Raw genomic sequence first — 13677 nt, 5'->3', positions numbered from 1 at the left:
ATAGTAGTGGTAATGAGGTGAAGTATGGATTTGTGTTAAAGCAGTGGTTCGTCAATCGTGGTGATAAAGAGGATACACAGTCTAACCAAGCATCTTGGTGTAGAAGTTTAGGTTACCAATTGTCACATATTAAGGATTTAACTAACGCGAAGTGTGGTATATCTTCCTCATTCCCTTGTGTAAATGGTATAGATAGCGGCACGCCTAGTTCATCTGTTAATCGTTACATGCGTTACATAGGTGCTGGTTTTTTCGCGGAGTGGGGCTGCATGTCCCGCTACGCTGATACGGGCTTCATCGGCGTCTATTGGACAAGCGACAACCAGTTCACTGCCAATTCGTTCTACGGCAACGTTGACAGATACAGTGCCAGCCGCAGCCATCACGCTGTTTGCATCGCACCTTAGCTTTTATATCTTATTCCTTAATCCTTAGGCCGCGGGGGCGGTTATGGTGCAAATAGAGGATAATCTAACAAAGAATAAAGCCCCCGCGTAAGTTGGGAGCATTTTCCCTTAGGGTTGCGCTGTTGCGGTTTAAATTTGTGGTCTATTTATAGTACAGCAAGGTTTCGGACGTTTTGACCTTGGGTGAACAAAATAGCTGCAGTGACCACGTCCGAGCTAAGGGAATTAGAGCGAATTCCCTTAGCAATCCCGCGCTTTGGCTGCAGAATGTGGCCTGCGACTGCCCTCCGCAATTACTCGTATCGTCCTGATACTCACCTCTGCGAGGCCACCTTCGCTATGCTCAGGTGTTCAAATTTGTTCCAGACAAATTTGTCGCTCGGTCTTAACGCACCGGCTATGATTACTCGTATCATCCTGATACTCGCCTCTTTGAGGCCATCTTCGCTTTGCTCCGATGTTCAAATTTGTTCCAGACAAATTTGTGGTTCCAGACGGAGAATAGCCTCGCCAAACATCCCTGTTTGGCGTGCTAACCTCGCTCTGTTGTCGGCACATTCTGACGCCGGAATAAGACAAATAACATAATCTTAGGTGTTTTTTGGTGAATTGTTTTTTGTTAAAAAGCAATGTAATTACATCCAAAAAGTGGTCAGGAAAGGTATTGATTTTATTGAAGTTTTTATTTTGCTGTTTTTAAGCTAAATCAATCACTTACACAACCTAAGCAAAGGCCGGCATACAGCAAATCAACAAAAACACGAATAGAGCCCTAATAACAGCAATTTAACCTCTCCAAACCTTTTTTTTAACGATAATTTAAAATTAAATAAAATCAATAAATTATAAAACACCTCAAAAAAAAGGTTTTCAAAGATGAAATTGTTGTTTATCTTTATACAGTAAGATTTATCAAATCTTGAGCTCTCCTTAACGCCGTGTAGGCGTTTAATTTAAACACAATCAACCCTATAATTATAAAAACACAATATCCCATCCCAAAAACAATGGTTATGTTGTTTGTTTTATTCCGGCGTCAGAATGTGCCGACAACAGAGCGAGGTTAGCACGCCAAACAGGGATGTTTGGCGAGGCTATTCTCCGTCTGGAACGGATAATAGCCGGTGCGTTAAGACCGAGCGGCGGCGGACAAATTTGTCTGGAACAAATTTGAACATCTGAGCACAGCGAAGATGGCCTCGTAGAGGCGAGTATCAGGATGATACGAGTAGTGCCGAAGGCCACATTCTGCAGCCTTGCGCGGGGTTTTTAGGGGATTTCGCAAAAAAATCCCCTAAATCGGACGTGGTCACGATAGCTATTTTATTCACCCAAGGTCAAAACGTCCGAAACCACCGCACCCAATGTATTCTATTCACCAAAACAAAAAAGGCCTGATTTTCCGCCAAAAATCGGTCAGGAAAGATACTGATTTTATTAAAATTTTTTTTGATTGTTTTTACTCAAAACAACATAAAAAAACGTTCTCCAAGACATCACCTCTATACAAAACTTTACAAAAATCAACAAAAAAAGCTAGTTGTTTATTCTGATGCAGAATATAATTTTTGCCGTCGGACAAAAGTCCGACCAATTAAATGAGCAAATAATTCTAAAATTCTTATAAAAATTCACTTAACAGGTCGGTTGTTATGTATTGTAATTCCTCAGCATATCTTTTGGGTTATCAAAGTTGTAGTCATCAAGATTCTTCACGAGCTTTATTTTTATCTATGAATTTAGCGAAATTATTAGCATTTTTACTGAAATCGATATTTTTATCACCTTTGTTATTATTTTCTTCGTTTAGTGCACAGGCGTTATCGGTTTATACATCAAAAGCTATTGAGGGTACTGCGCCATATATAATGTTTGATGGGGGTCGAACTAAGGCAACAACAACTGACACATTATTGGCTATTGAGTTGCCTGATGGTAGTACCATTACTCCATCAACTAATACCTCAAGTTTGACAAATCCGATAAGGTTAAACAATGGAAGTACCTTTAATGATATACACATGGCGGTGCCGTCGGGGGCAAATTCAGTGAGTTTAAATGACCTAATCACTCTAGGTAATTGGGGAGATGATGATGGGGATGGTCAGGGTGCTAATGGTGTAACGGCGACGGGGAGTATATCGGTAGATATTACTGATAAGAATGACAATACAGTAAGTCGTAGTGAAACCTTAAATAATTGTAATGCACCTTATAAGATAACATTAAGTAGTACAGGTGGAAGTCTAGTTACCCAGTACGGAGTGCCGAATAGCAGTACTTTTAGTGGTCAGAGCGTGACGTATTATATAAATCCATATGGTGGGGGGACTGGTGTTTGTTACTTTGTGCAGTCCGCAAGGCCAAATCTTACTTATGGTACAGACAATTACGCAGGCCCAGCTAACATATGGAGTCCTGATAAGGGTTTTTTAACTCAGTCAACAAGTTCGTCATCTTACGGTCGTAATTTTCCGACGACGGGTGCTAATGGATTGTATTTTGACTTAGAGATGCCAGTAGGAGTAGATGGAAGTCAATTGACGTGGTCTTCGGTCACGCGTGGTGGGATAACGGCTACAGTGAGTTGGAGGCTGCCAAACCAAGGCGCATACGAAGATAGATGGATTACTGATAAATCAAAATATGTAACACGGGTAATGTTAACTGGTCCTAGGGCTGATAGCACTCAGATACAGTCAGATAATCCTAGTCCGCTTATTCCGTTGCCATCTTTGCCACAGACCTTTGAGTTGGTGGGTAGGGATAGTAGTGGTAATGAGGTGAAGTATGGATTTGTGTTAAAGCAGTGGTTTGTTAATCGGGAGGGTAAACAGGCTACTTGGTCTAATTATTCAGCTTGGTGTAGTAGTTTGGGTTATCGTCTTGCTAGGGTAAGGGATTTAACCAATGCAGTCAGAACTGGTAGTTATCCTATTTCTGGCGCCTCACCATCCTCATCTGTTAATCGTTACATGCGTTACATAGGTGCAGGTTTTTTCAGCGAGTGGGGCAGCATGATTGAATACGCCGGTGCGAGCTTCGTCAACTCCTACTACTGGACAGGAGACGTAATAGATAGCAATTACTTCTCTGTCCGCTCGAACTACTCCAACATCGAGAGCGGCCCAGGTAGTTACCACATTTACACCGTTTGCACCGCACCTTAGATTTTATTTCTTAATCCTTAGGCCATGGGGAGGTTATAGTGCAGATAGAAGATAATCTAACAAACAAAAGCACCTTCACTAGGTAACTTCAGGCCATATTCTGTAACCAAAGCGTGGGTAGTTAGGGAATTCATAATTCCCTAACTCGGAGGTGATCACGATAGCTATTTTGTTCACCAAAGGTCAAAACGTCAAAAATCGATCAGAAAAAATATTGTTTATGTGATTTTTGGTTAAATACATTAAGCTCCTCTACCGTATTGATATTGATAAAACAAGCTGCTTTATCACTAAAATCAACAGATTTAGCACTGATTTGTTCTAAAAATAGCATCAGCTTACGTTCACCTTGTTCTAAATAAGCTTGTAGCTGTGGAATAGTTGTTTTATGAATAAGCAAGATGGTTGGATGGTGATATTGTCCATCATATGGATAAATAGCACTGTTATTTTCCGTATAAACAGCTAAGCGGTCAATTAAATCATCTGGCAAAAAAGGCGTGTCACAACTGATAAATAAGTTCCAATCGGTTTTGCTGCGTAGTAAGCCACTATAAATACCCGATAACGGCCCACAAAATCCTGCCAGATCGTCACTAAATACAGGATAACCTGCTTTTTGGTATTGTTGGATATGGCGATTACAATTAATCATGAGCGCGTCAACGTGAGGTTGGATGCGATCAATAACATGTTGATAAAGTGGTTTTTGTTGTAATAATAACAGTCCTTTGTCGTTGCCATTCATGCGGGTACTTTTACCGCCGGCTAGAATGATTGCAGTAATAGAGGGTTTTTCCATAAATTATTTCTCTTTTACGTTGCGAAAAAACAAAATAACATTACTATATAGCAAAGTTATTGCAAGTCGTAGCGTATCATTTTTTTGATGATTGCTTATTTATCATTATCTTCGAAAGGTTTGAAGATCTACTAAAGGTAACAATTATGAAATGTCATCGTATTGATGAAGTAGTGGAATTATTGCAACCCGCATGGGAAAGCGATTCTGATCTTAACTTATTACAATTTTTAGCTAAATTAGGTCAAGAGGCTGGTTTTGAAGGTGAATTAAAAGATTTGAGCGATGAAGTTTTAATTTATCATTTAAAAATGCGGGGTTCGGATAAGAATGAAGCTATTCCTGGTCTAAAAAAAGATTATGAAGAAGATTTTAAATCCGCATTGTTAAAAGCTCGTGGAATTATAAAAGAATAAGGAGAATTATTAAAATGAAAAAAACACTTATTGCAATTAGTATTTTGTTTTCTTCTGTAAGTTGTTTTGCCGATGAAGGAAAAACAATAACTAAAACCGATGAATCACAAACTGCCTCTACCAATGCACCAGCGCCGATCGAATTAGGCAAACAATATGCAGCACTGCCAACTAATCCATCACCCGATAAAGAAGTTATTGAGTTCTTTTCGTTTAATTGCCCAAGCTGTTTTAGATTTGAAATACAAAATAATGGCTCACAAACTATTAGTAAGGCTTTGCCAGAAGGCGTTAAATTTAAACGTTACCATTTAGAAAACTTTGGGTTATTAGCTAAAGAGCTTTCGGAAGCATGGGCGGTGGCTAATGTACTTGGTATTCAAGATAAAGCTTCAGATGCACTTTATAATGCAGTTCAAAAAGATAAAACAATAAAAAAAGCTGATGATATTAAAGCGGTTTTTGAAAAATTAGGTATCAGTGCTGAAGTGTATGATAAAACGAAAGATAGCTTTTTAGTTAAAGCGTTTATGGCACAACAAAGTGATGCGATTAGAGAGATGAAACCAGAGTCTATTCCTACTGTTATTGTTAATCGTAAGTTTTTTATCATAGCAAATCAACTTAATATAACTAGTGATTCAGCATTTATTAATGATTATGCAAGAGTGACTGCATTTGTTGCTGGATTAGATCCTAATGCAAAAATAGAAGACAAAACGAACTCTAATAAAAAATAACTGATTATCAGGGTTAAAGAAACCTGTATCAATTAATTTTTAAATCCCTTTGCATCATTATTTTGTGCAAAGGGATTTTTTATGATAGTTGGATGGCTATTCTCGCTCTAATGCATAAATAGGATCGAGTTTTGCGGCACGTTTTGCAGGGAAGTAACCAAAGATAATGCCAATTATGCTTGAGCAGCTAAATGCTGCAACAATGGCAAGTAAGGAAAAACTCATGGCAAATGATGTAACAAAAGCGTTAAAAATAAATCCAATGGTAAACGAAAGTAAAATACCTATTGTGCCACCGGTTAAACAAACTAATACGGCTTCAATTAAAAATTGTTGTAATATGTCGCTTGAACGCGCACCAACAGCCATACGTACGCCAATTTCTCGCGTTCTTTCTGTGACCGATACTAGCATAATATTCATCACGCCAATGCCTCCCACAATAAGTGAAATGAGTGCTATAGCTGAAACCAAGAGTGTCATTACCCAAGCTGATGAGTTAATGGTTTCTCGTATATTGTCTGAGTTGAAGATGAAAAAGTCTTTTGTGCCATGTCGTTTTAACATGATTTGATTAATGGCTTGTTCTGCAATTGATAAATCGACATGATCTTTAACGCGTACTGTGATGCTTTTTAACGAAGTTTGACCCACCATCCGATTAATAACAGTGGTATAAGGTAACCAAATATTCAAGCTTTCATTACTACCAAACCCTTGTTGTTGTTTAGTTGCAACACCAATGATTCTTACAGGTAGCTGGCCGGCCATTAAAATTTTTCCAATAGGGTTTTGATCTGCAAATAGTCGTTTAACGGTGTTTTCATCAATTACCGCATCTTGTGCTGAAGTAATAATACTGGTTTCATCAAACGATTTTCCTTGAGAAATAGTATAACCACGAACGGCAAAGAATTGCTCTCCAACGCCGTTTACTGTTCCTGTTACCGCTAAGTTGTTAATTCGAAAATAAACACTGGTTGCAAGATTTGGTGTGGTGCTGTGAACAAAACTTTGTTGCGCCAAAAAATCGGCATCAGATGAACGTAGTGTCGTGATTTTATCTGCATTGCGATCGCCAAAGCCTGAGCCTGCATAGATTTCAAGTGTGCTTGTTCCTAACGAATTAATGTTAGATAAAATTTTCTGCTTTGTGCCTTGTCCTAATGCAACGACTGATACCACAGAAGCAATACCAATAATGATACCTAACATCGTTAATACAGTACGTAATCGCTGTGAGAGCATTGATAATATGGCCATCTTAAAAGCGTCACGAAAACGATAATATTTTGCCAAGAAGTTATCTTGGGTTTTAGTCGCTTCGATTTGTTTAATTTGACGACTATCACTTTGTTCAGATTGGTATTTGGGGTTAATGGAATCAGAAATAATATTACCGTCACTAATTTCAATAATTCGCTGGGCATTTTGGGCTATATTTGAATCATGTGTGACAATAATAACTGTGTGGCCTTGTTGGTGTAACTCTTGTAATATGGCCATCACTTCTAGGCCACTTTTGCGGTCGAGGGCTCCTGTTGGTTCATCGGCTAAAATGATTTGTCCACCATTAATTAAAGCTCGGCCAATACTGACGCGTTGTTGTTGACCACCAGATAACTGGCTAGGTTTATTATGTATTTTATCGGCAAGCCCTAAACGTGTTAAAATTTCGTTCGCTCTTTTTTGCCGTTGTTCACTGGTTACACCAGCATAAATGGCTGGGATTTCTACATTGCCTTGTGCAGTTAGTGCATTTAATAAATGATAACGTTGAAAGATGAAACCAAAATGCTCACGACGTAATTCGGCAAGCTCGTCAAGTGACAATTTACTCGTTGTTCGTCCGCCAATGGAGTAGGTGCCAGTGGTTGGTTTATCTAGGCAGCCTAATATATTCATTAAAGTGGATTTACCCGATCCTGATGCTCCAATAATTGCCACCATTTCACCAGCATTAATTGTCAGATTGATGCCTTTAAGAACTTGTATGGTTGAATCGCCTGCTGGAAATTCACGAACAATATTTTCAAGTTTGATAAGAGGTGTATTATTTGCCATATTAGAATCGAATCCTTGGGGATCTTGCATTATTACCTATTGATGCTCCATTAGTACTACTTACTACAACAATATCACCCTCTTTTATACCCGATTTTATTTCAACATTGATGTTATTATCGATACCTAAAATAACTTCGTGTTCTTCAATTTCTTTATTTTTATTTAATAGATAAACAATGGCTTTATTATTGCCTAATTTTTTTTGGACTGCTTGAGAAGGAATGGTTAATACATCTTTTGCTTCAGATAGGACAATATAGACTTGTGCTGTCATTGAAATTCTTAAAATATGATCAGGATTGTCCACATCAAATAATCCATTGTAATAAATTGCGCTTTTTGTTGATGAAGATGAGCTTGATAAGGTTGTCTCGGTATTAATTGAATCTGGTGCCGGCTCTATGGCGCGTAGTGTTAAGCCATCAAAACGTCTATTAGGCTGTCCTAAAATGGTAAAATAAACTGGCATGCCTTTTTTGACATTGACCACATCGGCTTCAGAAATTTGCGCTTCAATCGTCATTTTATCAAGCTGAGCTACTTTAACAATGGTTGGTGCACTTTGGACGGAGTTTACTGTTTGTCCTTCATCGACTGGAATTGCGACAATTACACCATCAATGGGAGAGCGGATTTTAGTATATCCTAAGTTAACTTTCGCGGTATCCACCGCAACTTGCGCCTTAACTATGTCGGCATTAAGCGCAGCAATATCGGCTTTGATTGCATCAAGTTCGGCTTTTGCTGTATCCAAATCCGATTGAATACCCACTCCCTTACTGACCAGTTTGTGCTGACGATCATAGGTTAACTGATAGTTGATTAGTCTTGCCTTTTTGGCTTCACGTTGTGCTTCTAAACTATTAAGTGAGGCTTCTGATTGTTTTAAATCGTTGCTTTGTTTTAGATCGTCGATTTCGGCAATCATATCGCCTTGTTTAACTTCATCGCCTAACTCAACATAGAGTTTTTTTATTTGACCAGAAACCTGAGCACCAACACTAACTTGTTTAAAGGCACTAATTGTGCCATCGGCCAGTACTGTTTTTTCAATATTGTTTTTTGTTACAGGCGATGTAATGTAATTGACTGTCGGTTCTGAACGTGATGTGATTAAATATGCAATACAAATGATTACAAAAGTGGCAATAGCCATAAATATATATTTAATTTTTATCAATTTTAACAATCTTTTTTATCCTTTAATGTTCTTATTATGATTTTAACATTCTATCGCAATAAACTAAATGCTATTGATAACCATTCTTAATAAATTGTAATAATTATGAAAATATACCCGATATAAGTTATTGCTTATGATACATAAAATATATGTTTAATCGGCATTTTTTACTAGTAAGTATGTTGTTCAACAAGCAATAATAGGATCCTTATTCGGATTTATTAGCGATTGCGCTATAATGTCGCAAATTTTTTAGAGTCGGTAAAGATAAACTGTAATGGCATTAAAAATAACTAGCAAATGTATTAATTGTGATATGTGTGAACCAGAGTGCCCAAACGAGGCTATTTCAATGGGATTTGACACGTACGAAATCGATCTCAATAAATGTACTGAGTGTGTGGGATATTATGATCATTCGACTTGTCAGCGAGTTTGTCCGATTCAAAATGCGATTATTGCTGATCCTGAATATATTGAAACAAAAGAAGAATTATTAGTAAAATTTGAGGGACTGAAGTCTTCTTAATTCAAGTTGATTTAATGTCAATTCGAAGTTCTTTTGGAATTTCAAAAGTGATATTTTCTAAAATGCCATCTGTTTCAATAAGAGATGTGCAACCTAAGCTTTTTAAATGATCAATTACCTGTTGCACTAAAATCTCAGGTGCAGAAGCGCCTGCCGTTACACCTATCGTATGTGTATTTACTAGCCATTCTTTTTTGATGTCAGATGCAAAATCAATTAAATAAGCTTGCTTGCTGTTTCGCCTTGCTAGCTCGGCTAGGCGATTTGAATTAGATGAATTTTTAGAGCCTACGACTAAAACAATGTCTGCGTGTGATGATAGTTGTTTCACTGCTTGCTGGCGATTGGTTGTAGCATAGCAGATATCATTTTTGCGAGGACTGCGAATATTAGGAAAACGTTTTTTTAAAGCAGTAATGATTTCGGCTGTATCATCAACCGATAACGTTGTTTGTGTGGTAAAGCAAAGATGATTTTCGTTTTTTACTTGCAGTGTTTTCACATCATCAATTGATTCGATTAAATAGATGCCACCTTCGGGATTGCTATATTGCCCCATTGTACCATCTACTTCGATGTGACCAGCATGACCGATTAAAATGACCTCTTCGCCACGATAGCTTGATCGAGCAACTTCCATATGTACTTTGGTTACGAGTGGACAAGTTGCATCAAAAATGCGGAGTTTACGTTGTTTTGCCTCCTCTCGGATCGCTTTAGACACGCCATGTGCTGAAAATATAAGAATGGTGTTATCAGGTACTTCGCTAATATCTTCAATAAAAATCGCCCCTAACTCTTTTAGACGATTAACAACATAGCGATTATGTACAACCTCGTGGCGTACATAGACCGGTGCTCCAAAGAGTTCTAGTGCACGTTCAACGATGGTGATAGCTCGATCAACACCAGCACAAAAACCACGAGGATTGGCTAAAATAATTTGCATATTATACGGTCTTCTTCGGTTTTTTATAACTATAGAAAATAAATAATCCAATACCTACGCAAATGGCACAGTCTGCGATATTAAAGGTTGGATAGTGCCAATCACCAAAATTGACATCAAGAAAGTCGACGACAAAACCATGATAAAGGCGATCAAATAAATTACCTAGTGCGCCACCTAAAATTAGCGATAATGAAAAGTTTTCTAATTTTTGCTGGCGAGTATTGCGGTATAACATATGCAAAATTACAGCACTAATAATTAAGGCGATAGCAGCAAGCATCATTCGTTGGCCCTCAAAAATGCTAAAGGCAGCACCAATATTACGTACATAAGTAATTGAGAAGAAGGGTAAGAGGTTCACCGATTCAAATAGTGAGAAGTTATTTAAAATCCAAAATTTACTTGCGATATCAGTGATAAAAACAAGGATTGCAAATAATAACCAGTAAAGTCCATTATCTTTTTTCATATAAGTCTGTGCTCATTATTATATTTCCGCCGACAAAATTGTCGGCGGAAAAGGTACTAGATAGCTATAAGGCGTCGCTATAGCTTATTTTAATGTGCTAAATAGCTTAGCATTATGCAAAATGCCGCACTTCGCCTTGGCCGTGAATATTTTCTTCACAACGTTTACATAAATGTGTTGTTGGCTCATTATTGACGGTATAGTGCCAACAACGAGGGCATTTATCGCCTTGTGCTTTAGTGAGTTCAATTTTTAGACCTTGTATGTCACTTTGTACGGCATTTTCTGGCGCTGTTTGTAATGGTTTTACACTCGCTTGTGATGTGAGTAAAACAAAGCGTAATTCGTTTTCTAACTTAGCTAATGCCGTAGCAATATCTTCATTAGCATAAAGTGTAACGGCAGCTTCAAGTGCACCACCGATCACTTTGTCATTACGACCTTGCTCAAGTACTTTATTTACTTCACTACGAATAGTTAAAATTTTTGCCCAATATTCGCTATTTAACGCTTCGTTATCTGATAACGTAAACAGTGAGCAATACCATTCATCTTCAAATACAAATTCCGATTTTTCTGAACTAGGTAGATATTGCCAAATTTCATCGGCAGTAAATGATAAAATCGGCGCGATCCAGCGAACTAATGCTTGTGCAATATGATATAACGCAGTTTGACAACTGTGGCGAGCGATGCTGTCGCTTTTCGCTGTGTACTGACGATCTTTGATGATATCTAAATAGAATGATCCCATCTCAATTGAGCAAAATTGCATAATTCGTTGTACCACTTTATGGAAATCATAATTTTCATAAGCCTGAATGATTTGTTCTTGAGCTTCTTTTGCCATACTAACCGCCCAGCGATCAAGGACAACCATATCTTCTGGTTTGACCATATCTTTCTCTGGATCGAAACCATTTAAGTTAGCGAGTAAAAAGCGTGCAGTATTACGAATTCGGCGGTAACTATCAGCGGAACGTTTGATGATTTCATCTGAATAGTTCATTTCGCCAGAATAATCCGTTGAGGCAATCCATAAACGTAAGATGTCGGCACCAAGTTTATTCATTACATCTTGTGGAGTTACAATGTTACCAAGCGATTTAGACATCTTACGTCCTTGCCCATCAACCACAAAACCATGAGTCAATACTTGTTTGTAAGGTGCTTTGTTATCAATTGCTGTTGATAACATTAATGAAGACATAAACCAACCACGGTGTTGATCTGAGCCTTCTAAATACATGTCGGCTTCATGTCCTTCAAATTCTGGGCGAACGCGAACCACTGACGAAAAAGTAGATCCTGAATCAAACCAAACATCTAATGTATCAGGCACTTTGCGATAATCATCAGCATCAGGGCCTAAGAGATCTTTAATATCAGCATCCCACCAAGCTTGAATGCCATTTTGTTCAACTAATTTAGCGACTTTTTCAACTAATGCTAACGTATCTGGATGAAGTTCTTCTGTTTCTTTATGAACAAACAACGTCATAGGCACGCCCCATGTTCGTTGACGCGAAATACACCAGTCTGGACGATTAGCTACCATGGTTTCAATGCGAGCTTGTCCCCAATCAGGGATCCAACGAACTTGTTTGATCTCTTTTAACGATTGTGCCCGTAAACCTTGTTTTTCCATGCTGATAAACCATTGCGGTGTTGCTCGGTAAATAACAGGGGTTTTATGACGCCAACAGCATGGATAACTATGTTCAATATTTTCAAAGTGTAATAATGCGTTGTGTTCTTTTAATATTTCAACGACTACTTTATTTGCTTTGAACACAAATAGACCATCTAGCCCTGCGCCTGTTCCCGGTAAGTAACAGCCATTTCCACCAACAGGGTTAGCTACTTCTAGCCCGTATTTTTGTCCTACTATAAAGTCTTCTGTACCGTGACCTGGTGCAGTGTGCACAGCACCCGTACCGGCATCAATAGTTACGTGATCGCCAAGCACAACCGGCTCGTCAAAATCAAGGAATGGGTGCTTAAAGCGTAATAACTCAAGTGCATTGCCTTGACAGCTACCTAACACTTTCCATTCGCTGATATTGGCTCGCTTCATCACTGTTTCAACTAAATCAGTGGCTAAGATTAGGCACTCTTTATCATTGATTTGAACAAGTTGATATTCAAAATCTGCATTTAAAGCTATCCCTCGGCTAGCTGGTAATGTCCAAGGTGTGGTTGTCCAGATAACAGCATAAATGGTTAAATCGGTATTGATACCAAATTTATTTGCGACGGCTTGATTATCAACCGCTTTAAATTTTACATCGATTGCTGGTGATGATTTATCATAATATTCAACCTCGGCTTCCGCTAAAGAAGACATACAATCAGTACACCAATAAACCGGTTTTGCGCCTTTAACTAAATGACCATTTTCAATCACTTTACCTAAAGCACGAATGATGTTGGCTTCTGTATCATAATTCATGGTGCGATAAGGGTTTTGCCAATCACCAAGTACGCCCATACGAATAAAATCGGCTTTTTGTAGTTCAACTTGTGAAGCTGCATAATCACGGCAAATTTGGCGAAATTCAGCCGGAGATACTTTAACCCCTGGTTTACCAACTTGCTCTTCGACCTTTTGTTCAATTGGTAAGCCATGACAATCCCATCCTGGAATATACGGGGAGTCATAACCGCTTAAGCCTTTTGATTTGATAATGATATCTTTGATAATTTTATTAACTGCATGACCAATATGAAGTTTACCATTTGCATAAGGAGGACCATCATGCAAAATAAAGGTTTTTTTTCCTTTTTTTACTTGGCGGATTTTGCGATAAAGTTCCTTATCGTACCAATTTTGTAACATTGCAGGTTCGCGTTTAGCAAGATCGCCTCGCATTGGGAATCCTGTTTCAGGTAAATTCAATGTGTTTTTATAGTCTGTCATGCTGATTTATTCCAGTTAAATT

General features: G+C 38.2%; 11 protein-coding genes. 5 read left to right on the top strand and 6 right to left on the bottom strand.

Annotation, left to right across the window (positions count from 1 at the left end):
• Positions 1-407 (top strand): hypothetical protein (locus tag ACYIAJ_RS10590; RefSeq protein ID WP_483564783.1); only part of this gene is annotated, 407 nt, incomplete at its 5' end.
• A gap of 1652 nt (positions 408-2059) precedes the next feature.
• The gene (locus ACYIAJ_RS10585) at positions 2060-3577 is read left to right on the top strand and encodes a hypothetical protein (protein ID WP_483564782.1); all 1518 of its coding nucleotides are present in this window, start codon (positions 2060-2062) and stop codon (positions 3575-3577) included.
• A gap of 202 nt (positions 3578-3779) precedes the next feature.
• On the opposite strand, the gene mobA is transcribed toward ACYIAJ_RS10585, so the two are convergent.
• Entirely contained in the window at positions 3780-4379 is a 600-nt protein-coding gene (gene mobA / locus ACYIAJ_RS10580; protein WP_483560689.1) for a molybdenum cofactor guanylyltransferase MobA, read from the bottom strand.
• A 146-nt stretch (positions 4380-4525) separates the two neighbouring features.
• Between mobA and ACYIAJ_RS10575 the strand changes: the two genes are divergently transcribed.
• Positions 4526-4795 (top strand): YihD family protein, encoded by a 270-nt coding sequence (locus tag ACYIAJ_RS10575; RefSeq protein WP_091349323.1) that lies wholly within the window; start codon positions 4526-4528, stop codon positions 4793-4795.
• A 14-nt stretch (positions 4796-4809) separates the two neighbouring features.
• Positions 4810-5535: a DsbA family protein gene (locus ACYIAJ_RS10570; protein WP_160402335.1), complete on the top strand. Its 726-nt coding sequence runs from the start codon at positions 4810-4812 to the stop codon at positions 5533-5535.
• A 96-nt stretch (positions 5536-5631) separates the two neighbouring features.
• On the opposite strand, the gene ACYIAJ_RS10565 is transcribed toward ACYIAJ_RS10570, so the two are convergent.
• Positions 5632-7599: a MacB family efflux pump subunit gene (locus tag ACYIAJ_RS10565; protein ID WP_160402336.1), complete on the bottom strand. Its 1968-nt coding sequence runs from the start codon at positions 7597-7599 to the stop codon at positions 5632-5634.
• 1 nt (position 7600) lies between these two features.
• Positions 7601-8758: an efflux RND transporter periplasmic adaptor subunit gene (locus tag ACYIAJ_RS10560; RefSeq protein ID WP_483564784.1), complete on the bottom strand. Its 1158-nt coding sequence runs from the start codon at positions 8756-8758 to the stop codon at positions 7601-7603.
• A 304-nt stretch (positions 8759-9062) separates the two neighbouring features.
• On the opposite strand from ACYIAJ_RS10560, the gene ACYIAJ_RS10555 reads away from it, so the two are divergent.
• Entirely contained in the window at positions 9063-9314 is a 252-nt protein-coding gene (locus ACYIAJ_RS10555; RefSeq protein WP_483564781.1) for a YfhL family 4Fe-4S dicluster ferredoxin, read from the top strand.
• Position 9315: 1 nt separating this feature from the next.
• Here ACYIAJ_RS10555 and ispH read toward each other — a convergent pair whose 3' ends face one another.
• From ispH to ileS, 3 genes are all read right to left on the bottom strand, one after another.
• A complete protein-coding gene (gene ispH / locus ACYIAJ_RS10550; RefSeq protein ID WP_091349334.1) occupies positions 9316-10263 on the bottom strand; it encodes a 4-hydroxy-3-methylbut-2-enyl diphosphate reductase in 948 nt (315 codons plus the stop codon).
• A gap of 1 nt (position 10264) precedes the next feature.
• Positions 10265-10735, bottom strand: a complete 471-nt coding sequence (gene lspA, locus ACYIAJ_RS10545; protein ID WP_160402339.1) for a signal peptidase II — start codon at positions 10733-10735, stop codon at positions 10265-10267.
• Positions 10736-10847: 112 nt separating this feature from the next.
• The gene (ileS, locus tag ACYIAJ_RS10540; protein WP_483564780.1) at positions 10848-13655 is read right to left on the bottom strand and encodes an isoleucine--tRNA ligase; all 2808 of its coding nucleotides are present in this window, start codon (positions 13653-13655) and stop codon (positions 10848-10850) included.
• Positions 13656-13677 lie beyond the last annotated feature (22 nt).

Source organism: Gilliamella sp. X-46, assembly GCF_057063525.1.
Note: the sequence above shows the minus strand (reverse complement) of the source record. Positions and strands in the feature narration are given on the sequence as shown.

Bases quoted from the DNA above. Each gene is read 5' to 3' on its own strand.
- ACYIAJ_RS10565 (WP_160402336.1), bottom strand. From the start codon at position 7,599: ATGGCAAATAATACACCTCTTATCAAACTTGAAAATATTGTTCGTGAA.
- ACYIAJ_RS10555 (WP_483564781.1), top strand. From the start codon at position 9,063: ATGGCATTAAAAATAACTAGCAAATGTATTAATTGTGATATGTGTGAA.
- ileS (WP_483564780.1), bottom strand. From the start codon at position 13,655: ATGACAGACTATAAAAACACATTGAATTTACCTGAAACAGGATTCCCA.
- lspA (WP_160402339.1), bottom strand. From the start codon at position 10,735: ATGAAAAAAGATAATGGACTTTACTGGTTATTATTTGCAATCCTTGTT.
- ACYIAJ_RS10575 (WP_091349323.1), top strand. From the start codon at position 4,526: ATGAAATGTCATCGTATTGATGAAGTAGTGGAATTATTGCAACCCGCA.
- ACYIAJ_RS10570 (WP_160402335.1), top strand. From the start codon at position 4,810: ATGAAAAAAACACTTATTGCAATTAGTATTTTGTTTTCTTCTGTAAGT.
- ACYIAJ_RS10560 (WP_483564784.1), bottom strand. From the start codon at position 8,758: ATGGCTATTGCCACTTTTGTAATCATTTGTATTGCATATTTAATCACA.
- ispH (WP_091349334.1), bottom strand. From the start codon at position 10,263: ATGCAAATTATTTTAGCCAATCCTCGTGGTTTTTGTGCTGGTGTTGAT.
- mobA (WP_483560689.1), bottom strand. From the start codon at position 4,379: ATGGAAAAACCCTCTATTACTGCAATCATTCTAGCCGGCGGTAAAAGT.
- ACYIAJ_RS10585 (WP_483564782.1), top strand. From the start codon at position 2,060: ATGTATTGTAATTCCTCAGCATATCTTTTGGGTTATCAAAGTTGTAGT.